The sequence below is a fragment of the Streptomyces sp. SBT349 genome (assembly GCF_001083795.1).
Lineage (GTDB): Bacteria > Actinomycetota > Actinomycetes > Streptomycetales > Streptomycetaceae > Streptomyces.
Genome location: NZ_LAVK01000059.1, coordinates 1 through 17010, shown reverse-complemented (window position 1 = coordinate 17010; position 17010 = coordinate 1). Strand labels below are relative to the sequence as shown.

At 71.3% G+C, this 17010-nt stretch carries 19 protein-coding genes and 1 pseudogene; 10 read left to right on the top strand and 10 right to left on the bottom strand.

From position 1 onward, the window contains the following. Positions 1-43 precede the first annotated feature (43 nt). Entirely contained in the window at positions 44-832 is a 789-nt protein-coding gene (locus ADY01_RS10265) for an IclR family transcriptional regulator (RefSeq protein ID WP_159001090.1), read from the top strand. 12 nt (positions 833-844) lie between these two features. Beyond that, positions 845-1993, top strand: coding sequence for an MFS transporter (locus ADY01_RS10260; RefSeq protein ID WP_049569418.1), 1149 nt, complete (start codon positions 845-847; stop codon positions 1991-1993). 36 nt (positions 1994-2029) lie between these two features. Here the strand turns inward: ADY01_RS10260 and ADY01_RS10255 are convergent, their stop codons facing one another. Genes ADY01_RS10255 through ADY01_RS10240 form a run of 4 tightly spaced genes read right to left on the bottom strand, consistent with a single transcriptional unit; the run spans position 2030 to position 4630 of the window. Beyond that, complete coding sequence (locus ADY01_RS10255; RefSeq protein WP_049569413.1) at positions 2030-2374, bottom strand: cupin domain-containing protein; 345 nt, start codon at positions 2372-2374, stop codon at positions 2030-2032. Between the two features lie 11 nt (positions 2375-2385). Beyond that, complete coding sequence (locus ADY01_RS10250) at positions 2386-3102, bottom strand: DUF2848 family protein (RefSeq protein WP_053170678.1); 717 nt, start codon at positions 3100-3102, stop codon at positions 2386-2388. After that, the gene (locus ADY01_RS10245) at positions 3099-3938 is read right to left on the bottom strand and encodes a carbon-nitrogen family hydrolase (RefSeq protein WP_049569411.1); all 840 of its coding nucleotides are present in this window, start codon (positions 3936-3938) and stop codon (positions 3099-3101) included. Before ADY01_RS10245 ends, ADY01_RS10250 begins: the two co-directional genes overlap by 4 nt. After that, entirely contained in the window at positions 3935-4630 is a 696-nt protein-coding gene (locus ADY01_RS10240; protein ID WP_049569409.1) for a GntR family transcriptional regulator, read from the bottom strand. The genes ADY01_RS10245 and ADY01_RS10240 overlap by 4 nt, the downstream gene beginning before the upstream one ends. Before the next feature lie 156 nt (positions 4631-4786). On the opposite strand from ADY01_RS10240, the gene ADY01_RS10235 reads away from it, so the two are divergent. The 7 genes from ADY01_RS10235 (at position 4787) to ADY01_RS10205 (ending at position 11551) form a co-directional block, all read left to right on the top strand. After that, positions 4787-6142, top strand: a complete 1356-nt coding sequence (locus ADY01_RS10235; protein WP_049569405.1) for a UbiD family decarboxylase — start codon at positions 4787-4789, stop codon at positions 6140-6142. After that, entirely contained in the window at positions 6139-6690 is a 552-nt protein-coding gene (locus ADY01_RS41260; protein WP_049569403.1) for a MarR family winged helix-turn-helix transcriptional regulator, read from the top strand. Before ADY01_RS10235 ends, ADY01_RS41260 begins: the two co-directional genes overlap by 4 nt. Before the next feature lie 244 nt (positions 6691-6934). Next, positions 6935-7894, top strand: a complete 960-nt coding sequence (locus ADY01_RS10225; protein ID WP_159001088.1) for an ABC transporter substrate-binding protein — start codon at positions 6935-6937, stop codon at positions 7892-7894. Between the two features lie 2 nt (positions 7895-7896). After that, positions 7897-8733, top strand: a complete 837-nt coding sequence (locus ADY01_RS10220; protein WP_049569398.1) for an ABC transporter ATP-binding protein — start codon at positions 7897-7899, stop codon at positions 8731-8733. Next, a complete protein-coding gene (locus ADY01_RS10215; RefSeq protein WP_053170675.1) occupies positions 8730-9596 on the top strand; it encodes an ABC transporter permease in 867 nt (288 codons plus the stop codon). The genes ADY01_RS10220 and ADY01_RS10215 overlap by 4 nt, the downstream gene beginning before the upstream one ends. Beyond that, positions 9596-10330 carry an isochorismatase family protein gene (locus ADY01_RS10210; protein WP_049569395.1) on the top strand — a complete coding sequence of 245 codons (735 nt, stop codon included), beginning with the start codon at positions 9596-9598 and terminating at the stop codon, positions 10328-10330. The genes ADY01_RS10215 and ADY01_RS10210 overlap by 1 nt, the downstream gene beginning before the upstream one ends. A 6-nt stretch (positions 10331-10336) precedes the next feature. Continuing rightward, positions 10337-11551, top strand: a complete 1215-nt coding sequence (locus ADY01_RS10205) for an FAD-dependent oxidoreductase (RefSeq protein ID WP_049569392.1) — start codon at positions 10337-10339, stop codon at positions 11549-11551. 68 nt (positions 11552-11619) lie between these two features. On the opposite strand, the gene ADY01_RS10200 is transcribed toward ADY01_RS10205, so the two are convergent. The 3 genes from ADY01_RS10200 to ADY01_RS10190 form a co-directional block, all read right to left on the bottom strand. After that, positions 11620-12537 (bottom strand): ABC transporter substrate-binding protein, encoded by a 918-nt coding sequence (locus ADY01_RS10200; RefSeq protein ID WP_049569389.1) that lies wholly within the window; start codon positions 12535-12537, stop codon positions 11620-11622. Positions 12538-12644: 107 nt separating this feature from the next. Next, positions 12645-13127 (bottom strand): nitroreductase family deazaflavin-dependent oxidoreductase, encoded by a 483-nt coding sequence (locus ADY01_RS10195; protein WP_049569474.1) that lies wholly within the window; start codon positions 13125-13127, stop codon positions 12645-12647. A 157-nt stretch (positions 13128-13284) separates the two neighbouring features. Beyond that, positions 13285-14064 (bottom strand): NAD(P)H-dependent oxidoreductase, encoded by a 780-nt coding sequence (locus ADY01_RS10190; RefSeq protein WP_049569386.1) that lies wholly within the window; start codon positions 14062-14064, stop codon positions 13285-13287. Positions 14065-14202: 138 nt separating this feature from the next. Between ADY01_RS10190 and ADY01_RS10185 the strand changes: the two genes are divergently transcribed. Beyond that, positions 14203-15048, top strand: a complete 846-nt coding sequence (locus ADY01_RS10185; protein WP_049569382.1) for a helix-turn-helix transcriptional regulator — start codon at positions 14203-14205, stop codon at positions 15046-15048. A gap of 22 nt (positions 15049-15070) precedes the next feature. Here the strand turns inward: ADY01_RS10185 and ADY01_RS10180 are convergent, their stop codons facing one another. The 3 genes and pseudogenes from ADY01_RS10180 to ADY01_RS38050 all read right to left on the bottom strand — a co-directional run. Continuing rightward, positions 15071-15850 (bottom strand): DeoR/GlpR family DNA-binding transcription regulator, encoded by a 780-nt coding sequence (locus ADY01_RS10180; RefSeq protein WP_049569381.1) that lies wholly within the window; start codon positions 15848-15850, stop codon positions 15071-15073. 14 nt (positions 15851-15864) lie between these two features. Continuing rightward, entirely contained in the window at positions 15865-16842 is a 978-nt protein-coding gene (gene pdxA, locus ADY01_RS10175; RefSeq protein WP_049569379.1) for a 4-hydroxythreonine-4-phosphate dehydrogenase PdxA, read from the bottom strand. Between the two features lie 44 nt (positions 16843-16886). Continuing rightward, positions 16887-16979, bottom strand: a pseudogene (locus ADY01_RS38050) (flavodoxin family protein); the annotation flags it as partial. Positions 16980-17010 lie beyond the last annotated feature (31 nt).

Sequence of the window (17010 nt, the reverse complement as noted above, 5' to 3'; positions counted from 1 at the left end):
TACGTCGTCAGCTGTTGAAGACGGAACAGACTACGGAGCGAACATGGCGACTGAGGTCCCCGCGGTTGTGGCCACGGTGCGGATTCTCGACAGACTGGCCACCGAAGCGCCTGCCGCGGTCTCGCCAGGGCACCTTGTGACGGAACTCGGGCTGAATCGCAGCACCTGCTACAACATCCTCGCGACGCTCCAGCGTGCGGGCTGGGTGCTCAATCTGGGCAACCGCAGCGGGTGGACGCTGGGTCCCGCGCTGCTGACCATGAGCGGCAAGGCCAACCAGGTGATGTCGGCGATCAGCCAGCAGGAGCTCGAGGCGCTGAGCGGCGAGTTGGGGTTCATCGCCTTCCTCGCCGAGCGCACCGGCGCCGGCGACTACGTGGTGGTCGCCAAGGCGGAGCGGCAGAACGGCGTGCGGGTGACCGTGGGGGTGGGCGACAACTTCCCCTTCTCGGCGCCCGCCCTCATGCAGGCGTTCGGCGCCTGGATGCCCCGGGCGGAATTCGGCCATCTCGCGCACCGGCACGGCGTGGTGAAGTTCACCGACCGGACGGTCGTCGATCCGCAGAGGCTCGCGGAGGTCTTCGAGTCGGTCAGGAAGGAGGGGTTCAGCAGGAGCATCAGGCAGTTCAACCAGGCCCAGGGCGCGGTGGCCGCGCCGGTCTTCGACGCCAGGGGGCAGGTGTCCAAGGCGGTCTGCGTGCTCGCGTTCTCCTCCGAGCTGGACGAGACCAACGTCACGCATGTCGGCGCCTCCGTCCGGGCCTGTGCCCAGCGGATCACGCAGCGGACGGGGGGTGCCGAGACTCCGGAGGCGGGAGTGGCGGCGCCCTGAGGCGCCCCGAGGATGACCACGTACCCGGGGCTGCGCCTCCTCCAGACCGCCTCGTTCACCAGTTCGTTGGACCGGGTGATGATCACCCCGCTCCTGGTGATGATCGCCGAGGACCTCGGCCTCTCGCTGGCCTCGGTGACCATCGTCGCCACCGTGCACCTGCTGAGCTACGGAGCGATGCAGATGCTGTGGGCGCTGCTGTCCGACCGGTACGGGCGGGTCCCCACCATGCGCCTGGCGCTGTTCGCCGCCGCGTTCTCATCCCTGGGCGCCGCGGCGAGCGGCTCGCTGGGGACACTGGTCGCCGCCCGGGCCGCGTCCGGGGCCGCGTTCGCCGCCGTGATACCCGGCGCGATGGTCTACATCGGCGACACGGTGGCGGTCCGGGAGCGGCAGGGGCCGCTGACCGACCTGATGCGCGGAACGGCGGTCGGCGCCGCGGTGGCGACGGTCGGGGCCGGGCTGCTGGCCGATCTCACCTCCTGGCGGCTGCCCTTCGCCGTGGTCGGCGGCGGCGCGCTGCTGCTGGCCGTGTTCCTCTCCCGCCTGCCGGAGCCGACCGGGCTCACACCGCTGAGCTCCCGGAGCGCGGTGCTCGCCGTGGTGCGCAGCCGCTGGGCGGTGCTGGTGCTCGCGCTGGCCCTGGGCGAGGGCTTCGTCATGCTGGCCGTGCTCAACTTCGTGCCCGCGGCGCTTCAGGCCGCCGACGGGCTGAGCGCGACGGCGGCGGGCGGCGTCGTCGCCTGCTACGGGATCGGAGCGCTGGTCACCGCTCCGGTGGTGAAGCGGCTTTCGGCCGCGGACGTGTCGCGCGAGCGGCTCATCGCGGTCGGCGGGCCGGTCGCCGCGCTGTCGCTGCTCGCCTTCCCGGCCCGTCCGGGGGTGCCCGCCATGCTCGTCGGCTGCGCCGTGCTCGGCTGCGGCTGGGCCTTCCTCCACTCGAGCCTCCAGACCTGGGCCACCGAGGTGGTGCCGGGAGCACGCGCCGCCATGGTGTCCCTGTTCGCGACCGTGCTCTTCCTCGGCAACGCGGCCGGCACCTTCGCGGGCGGGCTGGTGCTGACGGTGGCCGATTTCCGGCTGCTCTTCCTGATCTTCGCCCTCCTCGGCGTCCCGGTGGTGGTCTCCGCGTGGCTGGGCAGCCGCCGCTACGCGTCGTGACCGGGCGCCGGCCCCGACGTCGGTGGACGAGGGCCGTCAGGCCCGGTAACGCACCTCGAAGGTGACCACGCCCTCCTCGCTGCGCCACGGCCCGTGCGGCATCCCGGGCGGCCGGCAGGCATACATGCCCGCGGTGAAGGTCTCGCCGAGGGTGAGGTCGGTGAAGGAGCCTTCGATGATGTAGACCTCCTCCCAGAAGTCGTGGCGCTGGACGCCCATCGGTGTGGAGTCGGCGCCCGGGGCGTAGCGCAGGATGCGGGTGGCCACGCCGGAGGCGTCGTCGCGGGCGAGTATCCGTTCGGTGATCGCGGGGTCGTCTCCCGGGCAGACGGTCCAGTCGACGTCGGTGACGGGCGTGAACTCGTACTCCGGCTTGCTCATGGTGCTGATCCTCATCGAGTGGGCAGGTCGGCGGGCTGTGCCTGGTAGGCGTGGGTCAGCTCCGTCCCGTCGGGCAGGCCGAGCCGGAGCCGCCAGCGCGTGCCGTGCACGAACGTCCCGTCGAGCAGGGGGAGCGTTCCGCAGAAGAGCACGAGGTCGCCGGTGATCTCCCCGAGCGCCGCCGTCATCCGTTCGGCGGTGTCCGCGGGATGCCGCAGGGCGGCGATGACGCCGCGCTGGTACGGCGCGCCGTCCACGTGGGACTCGGCGGTGATCTCGTCCCAGGGGAGCCCGGGCAGGTCGGTCCCGATCTCGGCGACCCGCGGTCCGACCGGTTTGGCGCACGCGGCCTTCGAGCCGTGGATGCTGGTGCGCTCCAGTTCCCGGTCGGTGTGGTCGGAGCCGACGCCGAGGAAGTAGCGGCCGTCGTGGCGGATGACGACCGGCTCCACCTCCCCCGAGGTCGCGGCCCCGGAGACCGCCGCTGTCGGCCCGGTCGTCAGCAGGGCGGGGTCGAGGTCGTAGAACGTGGGAACGGACGGCGGCGCCGGTATGCCGATCGCCTCTAGTTCCCTGATGTGCTCGGCGACGGCCGCCTCGTCGCGCCCGGTGTAGCCGGCCACGACCAGCTTCGCCGGGCGCACCTCGATCTCCTCGTCCGTGCCGGTGACACGCAACGTGACGGCGCCGCCGCTCGTCGGTGTCCCTGCCGTCGTCCGCTGGGTCATCGTTGCTCCCTCACTGGTGGGTCCGTCAGGACATGGGGCGCCGGCGGCATGCCGAGGCGGCGGTCATCGAGCACGGGAAACTCCGCGCGTACCCGGGGAACGACGTCGGGGTCGGCGTCGCAGAAGGTGATCCCCTCCTCGGTGCCGGCCTCGGCCAGCACCGCGCCCCAGGGGTCGACGACCCGGCTGTGCCCACCGAGCTCGACGCCGCCCTGCTGGGTACCGACGGCGTTGCACGCGATGAGCAGCACCTGTTCCTCCACCGCGCGGCAGGAGGTGAACAGCCGCCAGTGCTCCCGGCGGGCCGCCGGCCAGGCCGCGGGTACGACCACCGTGGTGGCCCCCCGGTCGACCAGAGAGCGCCACAGCTCGGGGAAACGCAGGTCGTAGCAGGTGGTGGCCGCCAGTCCGGCCATTCCCTCGTCGGCGTCGAGGACCGGGAGCTCGGTCCCGGGTGTGAGGAGCTCCGCCTCGCGCGAGGCGTAGCCGAACACGTGGATCTTGCGGTAGGTGTGCCGGATCGTGCCATCGGGTCCGATCAGCACGGCCGTGTTGAAGAGGCGGCCGTGCGCGTCGCGCTCCACCAGGCTGCCGAGGTGCAGATACGCACCCAGCTCCCGGGCCCAGGCCCGGCCCGCGGTGACGGTGGGTCCGTCTTCCAGCGCCTCGGCACGTTCGGCGTACGCGTCGAACGCGAAGTAGCCGGCCGCCCACAGCTCGGGCAGGACCACGAGGTCGGCTCCCCGGGCCCGCGCGACCATTCCGCCGACCCGCGCCCTGCGATCGGCGGGTGACTCCTGCGGCGGGCTGGCGACCTGCACCAGCGCGATTCTCATGACAGTCCCCTGATCGAGTGGATGACGCCCGGTCCGGATGCGACGTCCGGGAGGTCGAGGGCGGCGAGGGTGGCGGAGAGGTGATCGGTCGTGGCGGCGACGGCCCGCTCGGACTCCCCGGAGCGCAGCGCCTCGACGATCGCGGCATGTTCCTCCAGTACGGCGCGGGCTCGGGCCTCGTCGTCCGCCACGGCTCGCAGTCCCATGCGGACCTGGCGGTCCCTCAGCGACTCGTAGAACCCGGCGAGCACCGGATTGCCCGCCTGGAGCACGATGGCGCGGTGGAAGGTGCGGTCGCAGGCGATGAAGGCGACCGGGTCCCCGACGCGCTCCGCCTGCCGCTCCAGCAGGCGGTCGAGCTCGGCGGCGAACCCCGTGCCGCCGGCCGCCACCTCCCGCACGCACCACTCCTCGATCAGGCCGCGGGCCTGGAGCACCGCGCGGACCTCGGAGTCGGGGATCGGCGGGATGAACGCCCCCTTCTTCGGCACGATCTCCAGGAATCCCTCGGTCTCCAGGCGGAGCAGCGCCTCGCGCACCGGGGTCCGCGAGGTGCCCGCGGTCCGGGCGACCTCCGCCTCGGTCAGGAACGTGCCGCCGTGCCTGGGCATCCGGGCGATGTGCTGCTTCAGCCATCGGTAGGTGACGTCCTGGGCGGAGCCGCCCTCGTCAGCAACTGGTAGACCGGTCATAGACAACTTGTATACATCCTCGGACGGCCGTTGACCAGCCACCGCCCCGGCCCCGGGGGTGCATGAGTAAAGTACGGTACTTGGAGTGTGTTCTCTCGGGCAGTGCCCGCTCATCCGAAGGGGCCGCCAGGCATGTCGCAGGATCTGCGGACGGCATTGCGCAGACTCGAGGCCGCCGGGGAGCTGATCCGGCTGGACGCGCCGCTGAGCTGGGAGTACGAACTGGCGGCCGTGTTGTGGCGGCTGAAGGACGGACCGGCCGTTCTCTTCGAGGACGTCACCGGGTACGCGGTGCCGGTGGTGGGGAACCTGCTCAACGACCGCGGGAAGCTCGCGACCGCGCTCGGCGTCGGCCGCGACGGTCTCCAGGATCGTGTCGCGCGGGGCCTGCGGGAGCCCGTCGAGCCTGACCTGGTGCCCGACGGCCCGTGCCTGGAGGTCTCCCTCGATCCCCTGGCCGACCTGACCGACCACTTCCCGGTTCCCCGGCTGAGCGAGCACGACGCCGGCCGGTACATCTCGGCGGGCGTCCTCATCTGCCGCGACCCGGAGACCGGCCGCAGGAACGCGGCCATCTGCCGGTTGCAGATCAAGGGCCCCGGCCTGGTCGGTGTCTACATGGCGCCCACCCACTCGCGGGCGATCCTGGAGCGCCACCGCGGGCTGGGGCGCCGGATGGAGGTCGCCGTCGCGCTGGGACTGCACCCGGCCGTGCTCGTGGCCTCGCAGTTCCTGACCCCGCTCGACGAGACCTGGGTGGCGGGCGGGCTGTTCGGCGAACCGCTGCTGATGACTCCGGCGCGCACCGTGGACCTGGAGGTGCCGGCGTTCGCCGAGATCGTCCTGGAGGGGCTGATCGACCCCGCGGAGGAACAGCCGGAGGGGCCCTTCGGCGAGTTCCCGGGAACCTACGCGCCCGAGCGGCAGAACCCGGTGATCAGGCTTTCCGGCGTCTCGTCCCGGCGTGACCCGCTCTTCCAGATGATCGTGGCCGGCCGCCATCCCGAACACCTGGTGACGGGCGCGATCGCGCGCGAGGCCGGCCTGTACGAGGCGCTCAGGAGCGTGGCGCCCGGCGTGCGCGCCGTCCGCCTCACCGAGGGCGGCGCCTGCCGCTTCCACGCCGTCATCGCCCTCGACAAGAGGTCCGACGAGGAGGTCGGGCAGGTGATCTCGCGCGCCTTCGCGGAGCAGGACCTGCTCAAGCACGTGGTGGTGGTCGACGCGGACATCGACGCCGCCGATCCCGTCGACGTCGAGTGGGCGATCGCCACGCGCATGCGGGCCCACCAGGACCTCGTGGTCGAGCCGGGCATGAAGTCCAACCCGGTGGACCCGATGGCCGTGGGCCACACGGTCAGCAAGCTGGGCATCGACGCCACACTCCCGCTGGACGCGAAGGCGGCGGCTCGGTACCGCGTCGACGTACCGCCGCGGGTGGCGGCGGCGATCGACGCACGGTGGGACGAGATCATCGGGGACCGGACACAGAAAGCGGGCAGACGACAGTGAACACGGGCAAAGGCGATGTTCCGGCCAGCGGCAGCATGGACGCCTACGTGCAGTGGGCCGACATCCTCGACGACGAGCGGACATCGGACTTCCAGTCCTACGTCGGCAACATCGCCGAGGCGCGCTACGTCATCCGCCGGATCCTGCGGATCGCCGACGAGCAGGCACGGCAGCACGGCCTCGAACCGCTGCTCCACCAGGCCCTGCTGCAGACCTACGGCGCCGGGGACGCCGGCATCGCGGTGAACGCCCTGGCCCGGAGGCTCGATGTGGCGGGCGCCTTCGCGTCCCGGCTGGTCCGCCAGCTCGATGAGCGCGGTCTGGTCCGGAGGGACCAGCTGGCCAGCGACAAGCGAGTGACCCAGGTGACCGCAACCGAGGCGGGCATCGAGCGACTGCGCCAGATCGACGACGCGATCCACCACCACGTCGCCTACTTCCAGCAGCAGTTCAACGACCAGCAGCGACTGGCCGCACTGTCGATCTTCTCCTTCTACGTGGGTCTCGACCCCACGTCCGCCGTCGCGAGGGCCATCCGCACGTCCTGAAATCGCCCCCCACACACGGGGAAGGCGGGCCCGCCACCACTCGATTGTCATGCTCTCGACATGAAAACCGGGCGAAGCGTCCTTTATGAAACCGTGACTCTCGCTGGTTGTCGGCCATGCGGCACGTGAGTATGTTGAGCGAAATCAAACTAAACTCAGGTATCTGGGTTAGTTAATTTCAGCCAGGGAGAGGCCCATGATGCCCAGGGCACGCCGCTGTCTCGCTGCCGCATTCGCCATGGCGATGGCTGTCACGGTGGGCGGCTGCGCGGGTGGCGACAGCGCCAACTCCGATCCGCTCACCTGGAGGGTGGGTGTGATGCCCTGCGCCAGTGACTGCGGTTTCCTGCACATGGCGCAGGAGAAGGACTTCTACGCGAAGCACGGGGTGAACGTGGAGTTCGTGACGCTCCAGAGCGCTTCGCAGATCTATCCGGCGCTGGCCGCCGGCGAGGTCGACGCCATCGAGCAGTCCCCCGGCGGCCTGCTCATCGCCGCGCAGGGCAGCGGCTTGCGGGCCCACATCATCGGATCGTCGATGCAGGGCATGCCGTACGCCATCTACGCGAGAGAGCAGTACGACTCGGTGGCGGACCTGGAGGGCCGGAGCATGGCCATCTCCTCCCCCACCGGCGCCCCGGCCCTGGTGGCCGCGTCGATGCTTCAGGAGAGCGGCGTCGACTGGTCCTCCGTCGAACCACTCAACGCCGGGGGCAACGCCGACCGTTACCGCGCGGTCGTGGCCGGTACCGCGGACGCCGCGTCCTCTCCGGCCGACTACGTCCCCCAGGCCGAGGCGGACGGCGTCAACGTCCTGGCGCTGTCCCCGGACGTGATCCCGCAGTACCCGCGCTACATGATCATCGCCAACGACAAGAGCCTGGATCGGAAGCCGGAGGCCGCGACCCGCTATCTCGCCGGCCTGATCGAAGGGCTCCGCTACGCCTACGACCACCAGGACGAGGCGATGCGGGTGGCGGCCGAGGGCATGGACACGACCCCGGACGACCCCTTGGTCACCTACATGAACGACCTGATCGTCGAACGGCAGCTCGTGGACCGCGACGCCGGTATCGACATGGAGATGCTCCAGTACCAGGAGGACGTGCTGGAGGAAGCCGACCAACTCACCGCCGACATCGACCTGGAGGGCCTGGTCGACACCTCCTACCAAGAGGCGGCTCTCAGGATGCTGGAGGAATGACCATGAGCGACTCCACGCTCACCGAAAGGACCCCCCACCACCGCCCCGGCGCCGCCGACCGCGTGGTCATCGACCAGGTATCCAAGCGGTTCGAGATCACGGTGAGCCGCAAGCGGCAGAGCGTCCAGGCCCTTGACCGTGTCAGCCTCTCCATCGCCGACGGCGAGATCATCGCGCTCACCGGACTGAGCGGTTGCGGCAAGACGACGCTGCTGCGGATCATCATGGGCCTGGAGAAGGCCACCAGCGGCCAGGTCACCGTCGGCGGAAACGTCGTCACCGGGTGCGGCTACGACCGAGGACTGGTCTTCCAGCACTCGGAGCTCTTCCCCTGGCGCACCGCCCTTCAGAACGTCGAGTTCGGCCTCGAGGTCAAGGGCGTGCCCCGTGAGGAGCGCCGGCGCGTCGCCCGGGAGAAGCTGGAACTCGTCGGGCTGGCCGGTGCGATGGACCGGCGCCCGAACCAGCTGTCGGGCGGCATGAAGCAACGGGTCGGGCTGGCCCGGGCCCTGAGCATCGAACCGCAGGTCCTGTTGATGGACGAGCCGTTCGGCGCCCTGGACGCGCAGACGCGCGAGGGCCTCCAGGCCGAGGTGCTGCGCATCCACCGGGAGACCGGGAAGACCATCGTCTTCGTCACCCACGACCTCGACGAGGCGGTGCTGCTGGCGCACCGGGTCGTCCTGATGGCACCGCACCCGGGGCGCGTCAAGCAGGTCTTCGACATCCCCATCGAGGGACCGCGTGAGGACGTCTCGGCCGTGCGCGGCTCCGAGACGTTCGCCGAACTGCGTTACCAGATATGGCGGTCGCTGATGGAAAGGGACGAACAGCCGTGACCACTCGGGAGAAGGAACGCGCCGCCGCCGGGTCGGCCGGCCCGGCGGAAGGGGCCGTCACCGACCGGCTCGCCGACACGGACGGTTTCCTGCGGCGCAACAGGTACCGGCTGACCACCGTCGCCTCGCTGGTGATCCTGCTGGTGGTGTGGGAGTTGGTCGGGCGCCGGATGGACCCGATCTTCGCGACCCACCCCCTCGCCATCGCCCAGTCCTTCGAGGAACAGGTCGCCGACGGCAGCCTCCCCGACGCGCTGTGGGAGAGTCTCAAGCCGTTGTTCCTCGGCTACTTCCTCGCCGCGGCGGTCGGGATCCCCATCGGCCTGCTGGTGGGCCGGTACCGCCTGGTCGAAGCGTCCATCGGCATGTACATCACGGCCGGCTACTCGATGCCCATGGTGGCCTTCATCCCGCTGTTCCTGCTGTGGTTCGGGCTGGGGTTCGCCGTCAAGGTCGCCGTGGTGGTGGTGATGACCATCTTCCCCATCATCATCAGCACCCAGGCCGGAGTGCGGGCGGTGCCCAGGAGCATGATCGAGGTCGGCAACTCCTTCGTCGCCGGCGAGTGGTCGATCCTCCGCAAGATCATCTTCCCGGCGACGGTCCCCCACATCATGACCGGTCTGCGGCTGGGCATCGGGCGCGCCGTGATCGGCATCGTGATCGCCGAGTTCTTCACCGCGATCGGCGGTCTCGGCGGCTTGATCATCCTCGCCGGACAGCGTTTCGACACGGCTGACCTCTTCGTGCCCATCGTCGTCCTGATGGTGCTCGGCGTCGGCCTCACCCGCCTGGTCGGATGGCTCGAGCACCTGGTGGCTCCCTGGCAGGCCGGCTTCATCGGCGGAGGGGACCAGGACTGATGGCCGACTTCAGCTCGATTCTCGACGACCACGACGCGGCCGTCTTCGCGGCCTCCGGCTACGGCCGGCGGGCCGGCTTCGGCGAGCGTCCCGTTCTCCTGGTGGTCGACGTCAACCACAACTTCTGCGGTGACCGGCCGGAGCCGATCCTGGACTCCATCAGGCGGTGGCGCAACAGCTGCGGCGAGGCGGCCTGGGAGGCGCTGCCCCGGATCGCCGAACTGCTCGCGGCGGCACGCGAGCACGGCATCCCGGTCGTCTACAGCACCGGGGAGGACCCGGGGCCCGGCGGCATCGGTCCCGGCCGGTGGGCGGACAAGAACAGCCGCCGCGCCGAGGACGGTCTCCCACGCCCGGTGGGGCCCAACGAGATCCTCCCGCAGATCGCGCCCCGGCCGACGGAGGTCGTCATCCGGAAGCCGAAGCCGAGTGCCTTCTTCGCCTCGCAGCTCACCAGTCTGCTGGTGGACCTGCGGGCGGACTCGCTGGTGGTCTGCGGCACCACCACCAGCGGCTGCGTCCGGGCGACCGTCCTGGACGGCTTCTCGCACAACTACCGGATGAGTGTGGTGGAGGAGTGCACCTTCGACCGGGGGCGCCTCTCGCACCGCGTGAACCTGTTCGACATGGATCAGAAGTACGCCGACGTCGTGTCGCTGGCCGAGACAGTGGAGCACTTCGCCACGCTGCCGGGCCAGGCGGCCACCGGCGCCGGGGATGATGGGAAGCGGTAACGAACGATGACGCAAGACAGCGACCGTCTCGTGGTGGTCGGCGCCGGCCCCGTGGGCGTGGTGGCGGCGCTGGCCGCCGCGCGCCGCGGGTTCCCCGTGACGCTGGTCGAGAGCGCGCACGAGGTGGACGACACTCCGCGTGCCTCCACCTTCCATCCCTCGACCCTGGAGATGGTGGACAGCCTGGGCCTGATGGGCGAGTTCCTGGAAGTGGGCCTGGTGGCCCGTTACTTCGACTTCTGGGACAAGCCCGGGCACCGGCTGGTGGCCCGGCTCGACCACGACGTGCTGCGCGAGGAGACCCGGTTCCCCTTCGTGGTGCAGACCGAGCAGCACAAGCTCGCCCGGATGGGCCTGCGGCGGCTGGCGGGGATGCCCGGGGTCGACATACGCCTCGGCTGCTCGTTCGAGCATGTGGAGCAGCACGAGGGCGGCGTGACGGCCCAGGTGACGGGCCCGGACGGGCCGGAGCGGATCGCCGGGGGCTGGCTGCTCGGTTGCGACGGCGGGCGCAGCGCGGTGCGCAAGGACCTGGGCGTCGAGTTCGAGGGGTACACCTGGCCGGAGCGGTTCCTGGTGCTCACCACGCTCTTCGACTTCGAGGCCGCGACGGGTTGCAGCTACCGCAGCTACCTCGCGGACCCCGAGGAGTGGACCAATCTCTTCAAGGTCGCCGGTGACGACATGACGGGCCGCTGGCGGGCCGTGTTCCCCACCCGGGTCGACGAGTCCGACGAGGAGGCCACTGACGAGGCGTCCACGGCCACACGTCTCGCGGGCATCTGGCCGGGCGCCGAGTCGGGGCGGCTGGTGCACCGGAAGATCTACCGGGTGCATCAGCGGGTGGCGGCCCGGTTCCGCGTGGGGCGGGTGTTCCTGGCGGGGGACGCGGCCCACGTCAACAATCCCATCGGTGGCCTCGGTCTGAACTGCGGCATCCATGACGTGATGGAGTTCGTGGAGACGCTGGAGGCCGTGCGTGCCGGTGCCGACGCCTCGCTGTTCGACCGCTACGAGCGCCGCCGCCGGGAGCTGAACATCCGCTTCGTGCAGCAGCAGACCGTGGAGAACAAGCGGCGGCTGGAGGAGACGGACGCCGGGGCACGGAGCAGGCGGCAGGACGAGTTGAAGGAGATCGCCTCGGACGAGGAGCGGATGCGCGTCTTCCTGCGGCGGACCTCGCTGCTGGACAGCGTCCGGGACGCGCACGCCATCGCCTGAGCCCCGCGGGCCCGCGGGAACGCCCGGGGACCTCTCGATCGGGTCCGGGGCGTTCCGCGGCCTGGGTGTCAGCCGTCCTCGCCCGGGACGAAGCCGGTGGCCACCACGTCGTCGAACGAGGCTTCCCCCGCGAGGAGTCCGGCTCCGGCGGTGAACGCGTTGAGCCCGGCGACAGCCGCCTCGGTGATCGCCGGCTGGTAGTACGGCAGGTCGCGGCCGATGAGTTCGGCGATCAGGTCGGCCTCCATGGCGGGAAAGTGCCGCTTGCCGACCTCGGTGGCCACGCTCACGTCCGCCCGCAACGCCTCCTGGGCCCGGACGACGGCCCGGACCGCGGCGCGGACGACCGCCGGGTCGTCGCCGATGAGCCGCCGGGTGGCCATGAGGGCGGGGAAGGTGAAGGAGGCGAGGGCCCCGCCGTCGCGGCGCGCGTCGAGGATGACCTTGCCGACTCCCCGGCGCACGGCGACCTCGGTCCCCATCCCGTTGGCCCAGAAGGCGTCGATCCGTCCCTGGGCGAGGGCCTCGGCGGCGGTGACGCCGAACGAGACACCGCTGCCGGCGGTCCCGGGCACCGGGGCGATCTCGATGCCCGCGGCCTCGGGATCGACGCCTTCCGTCCGCAGCAACTCGCGCAGGGCCAGGTCAGGGCCCGGTGCGGCGCCGATGCGCAGGTCCCGCAGTTCGGCCGGTTCGCCGCGGCGCCAGGGGGCGTCCGCGCGGGTCACCAGAAACCAGTAGGTGTTGCGGGCCAGTGCCATCAGCAGCTTGGTCCCGCCCCAGCCGCGGGAGGCGTACAGCGGGGCGTGCGCGGCTCCGGCCAGGAAGTCGATGCTCCCGTCACGGAGGGCCTCGGCGGCGTCCGTGACGGGGAAGTGGAGTTCGAGGGTGACGTCCAGCCCTTCGTCCCTCATGAGGCCGAGGTCGACCGCCGCGATGGCGGGGAAGTAGGAGTTGGACACGAGGTCGGGTACGGCCAGGCGCATGTGGTGCTCACTCCCGCGTTCTCACGCCGGTGCGGGGCGTGAGCCCAGAATAGATCCGCTACTCATGTAGCTAACTTGAGTACCGTATATAAGGCCCAAAACCAGCGTCAAGGAGAGTCGGGGGCGCCGGGCACCGGGTGCCGGGCCAGGGACACGGGCTCCAGCACGAAGACGGGGATCACGCGGTCGGTCCTCTCCTGGTATTCGGCGTACGGCGGATACGCGGCGACCGCGCGCTCCCACCACTCGGCCTTCTCGTCCCCGGTGACCTCACGGGCGGTCATGTCCCGGCGTAACGCTCCGTCCTGGAGCTCCACATGCGGGTCGGACGTGAGGTTGACGTACCAGACCGGGTGACGCGGGAAGCCGCCGTTCGAGGCCACGGCCGCGTACCGCCCCTCCTGCTCCACGCGCATCAGCGGGATCTTGCGGATCTTGCCGCTCTTGGCGCCGCGCATCGTGACGATGACGACGGGCAGGCCCGTGTCCCAGAGCGTCGTCCCCCGCGTGCCGCCCGAACTCTCGTACAACTCGACCTGTTCGCGCACCCACCGCACCGGATGCGGCCCGTACTCGCCCTCAAGTGGCATCGCGTTCATCCCATCGTCGCGTACGGATTGCTTTGCGCACTTCCACACAAGCACGCGCGGATTGCTCCTCGCCACACCGCCGGGCACGCGTCCCGCCCGGCTCGCTCCCGAGGTCATGGGGCTGGGGTCCTGACCTCTGCCGGGAACCCGCCGGCCGTCAGCCGCGCACGTGCAGCCCGAAGCCCGTGCGCCCCGCGGGCTCCCGTCCCTCCTTCAGGTGCAGCGAGGGGACCTCGTAGTCACCGAAGTTCTGCCGCCGGAACGCGATCGGCTCGGTCGACTCCAGGGTGAGCAGGCGCTGCTCCCATGCCTTGGCGACGTCCGGGTAGTCCTCGCCGGTCATCCGGTCGGTGCCGTACAGCACGAACAGCGGCAGCACCTCGATGCCCGGGTAGTAGAGGATGCCGTGGTGGATCGGGAACAGCAGATCGTCGATGGGGCCGTTGATCCCGCGAGCGGCGTAATGCGACTCCGGGCCGCCGGCGGTCACCGACAGCAGGGCCTTCCTGCCGGCGAGGGTTCCTTCGCCGAAGCGCTCGCCGTACCGGGTGTCGCTGTGCTCGCCGACGCCGTACGCGAAGCGATAGGTGAACACCCGGTCCACCCAGCCCTTGAGGATCGCGGGCATGGTGTACCACCACAGCGGGAACTGGAAGATGATCGTGTCGGCCCACAGCAGCTTCCCCTGCTCGGCGAGGACGTCCGGGGTGAGCGTCCCGGCGTCGAAGGCCCGGCCCGAGTCGCGGGCGACCTTCAGCGGACGCGAGGCGTGGGGGCCGTAGTCCGCGGCGTCCACGACCGCCTTCCAGTTCATCGCGTACAGATCGCTCACCCGCACCTCGTCCCCGGCGGCCTCCAAGGTGGACACCGCGAGGTCCTTCAGCGAGCCGTTGAGCGACGTGGGCTCCGGGTGGGCGTAGACGATCAGCGTCTTCATAGGAACTCCTTCGGATCGGATGCCTTCGATCCTGGGCGTCGCGGCGCCCGGCGTTCAGGGGTGCCTCTTCCATCGGACGGGACTTCCTGGTAATGGCAGGGCCACCTTCCCGGGCGACGCCGAGGCCATACTGGGGGCATGGACGACCTTGCGGGCTTCCTGCGGACCCGGCGTTCCCGAGTCGACCCGGCAGCCGTCGGCATCCCGACCGACAGCCGCCGCCGGGTCGAGGGGCTGCGCCGCGAAGAGGTCGCACACCTGTCCGGAGTCAGCGTCGACTACTACGTACGCCTGGAGCAGGGCCGCGCGACCCAGCCCTCCGAGCAGGTCCTCGACGCGCTCGCCCGCGTCCTCGGCCTCGACGAGACCGAACGCGGGCACCTCGACCGGCTCGCCCGGCAGCGCCGCCGCACGAAGGTGCCGGGCGGGCGGGTCCGGCCGGAGCTGCTGCGCGTCCTCGACCTGGTCGCCGACGCACCCGCGCTGATCATGGACCACCGCTTGGACGTGCTCGCCGGGAACCGGCTCGCCGGGCTCCTCTTCGGCCGGCCGATCCCGGGTCTGAACACCGCCCGGCACATCTTCCTGGAGGAGGCCGAGCGCGGCCTTTACGCGGACTGGGAGACATGCACCCTCGACGTGGTCGGGCACCTGCGCCTGGCCGCCGGCACCTACCCCGAGGACCCCCGCCTGGCCTCGCTCATCGGCGAGTTGGCGATGGGCAGCGAGCGCTTCCGCCGCCTCTGGGCCCGCGCCGACGTGCGCGCCCGCACGCATGGACGCAAGGCGTACCGGCACCCGCTGGTCGGACTGCTGGACCTGCACCAGGAGAACTTCGCACTACCGGATGAATCGGGCATGGAGCTCCTGGTGCTGTCAGCGGCCCCCGGCAGCCCCGCCGAGGACGGGCTGCGCCTGCTCGCGGGCCTGGACGCGGACAGCGAGGCCGCGCATCCCCGGGTGAACGCTCGGGTTCGCGAGTAACCCCACGTTCCTCACCCGGAGCTCAGGCGGGGGCCGGGACGGTGACGACCTCGACGCCCTCGGCGCGCAGGGCCGCGAGTTCGGCCTCGTCCGCGGCGTCGTCGGTGACCAGGGTCCAGCCGCCGGGGAGGCGGGCCCAGGCGTGGAAGGGGCGGCGGCCGACCTTCGCCGCGTGGGCGAGGACATAGACGTGCTCGGCGCGCCCGGCCATCAACTCCTTGAGCCGGGTCTGGCCCAGTTCGGCCTCGCAGAGGCCGTGTTCGGCGCAGACGCCGTCGGCGCCGAGGAACGCCCGGTCGAACGTCATCCGCTCCAGGGCGGCTTCGGTGAACGGGCCGACGAAGCCCTGGCTGACCGGCCGGAGCGTGCCGCCGAGGCACTCGACCCGCACGCCCTCGGCGCCGGACAGCTCGCCGAGCGCCGAGAGGCCGGTGGTGGCGACGGTCAGCAGCCGCGCCTCGCGCAGCTCGTGGGCGAGGGCTCCGACCGTGGAGCCCGCATCGAGGAGCAGCGTCTCGCCGGTGCGCACCTGGGCGGCGGCCCAGCGGGCGATGGCCCGTTTCGCCTCGAACGCCTCGCCCGTGCGCTGCCGCAGCGACGCCTCCGGGTGGGCGACCAGGGCCATGGCGCCGCCGTAGGTGCGGGCGAGCCGCCCCTCGGCGGTGAGCTGGGCGAGGTCGCGCCTGATGGTGGAGGGCGAGACGCCGAAGGTCCGCGACAGGTCCTCGACGCTGGCCAGGCCGGTGGTGGTGGCCAGCTGCTCGATCCGGTCGCGGCGGGCCCTCGATCCCGCCGGTGGCATCGGTCCTTCCGGGCTCACCGGCCGGGCCTCGACGCCATCTCGGCGGCCTGCCGCAGCGCCTCCAGCATGCTGCCGGGGTCCGCGGCCCCCGTTCCCGCGATGTCGAACGCGGTGCCGTGGTCCACGGAGGTGCGGATGACGGGGAGGCCGACCGTCAGGTTGACCCCGGCCTCCAGGCCGAGGACCTTGACCGGCCCGTGGCCCTGGTCGTGGTACATCGCCACGATGAGGTCGTAGTCGCCGCGCGCGGCGAGGAAGAACGCGGTGTCGGCGGGCAGCGGGCCCCGCGCGTCGATGCCGTCCGCGCGGAGGACCTCCAGGGCGGGCACGATCTTCTCCTCCTCCTCGCCGCGGCCGAACAGGCCACCCTCGCCCGCGTGCGGGTTGATGCCGCAGACGCCGATGACCGGGCGCGGCGTGCCCGCCCTGACCATCGCCTCGTGACCGCGGCGCACGGTGCGTTCCACGAGCCCCGGTTCGATGCGGGCGACGGCGTCGAGGAGGCCGAGGTGGGTGGTGACGTGGATGACCTTCACGGTGGGCGTGGAGAGCATCATCGACACCTCCTCGACGCCGGTGAGCCGGGCCAGCATCTCGGTGTGCCCGGGGTAGGGGTGACCGCCGGCGTGCAGGGCCTCCTTGTTGAGGGGCGCGGTGCAGATGCCCTGGACCTCCCCCGCCAGGGCGAGCTCGGCCGCGACGCGGACGTACTGGTAGGCGGCGTTTCCGGCGGCGGCCGAGAGCGCGCCCCACGGCAGGTCGCCGGGGACGAGGCCGAGGTCGACGACGTTGAGGCGGCCCGGGGCGAACACCGCGTCCTCCGGGCCCTCGACCGCGACGACCTCGGTGGTCCCCGCGGTGCCGGTGACGCGGGCGGCGTCGCGCAGCCGGGCGGCGTCGCCGATGACCAGCGGGCGGCAGCGGCGCAGGGTGTCGGGGTGCGGCACGGCACGGATGACGACCTCGGGACCGATGCCCGCCGCGTCGCCCATGGTGACCGCGATCAGCGGCAGCGCGTCGGCCGGACCGTCGGGGCCCCGGCGGCCTCCAAGGTGGACACCGCGAGGTCCTTCAGCGAGCCGTTGAGCGACGTGGGCTCCGGGTGGGCGTAGACGATCAGCGTCTTCATAGGAACTCCTTCGGATCGGATGCCTTCGATC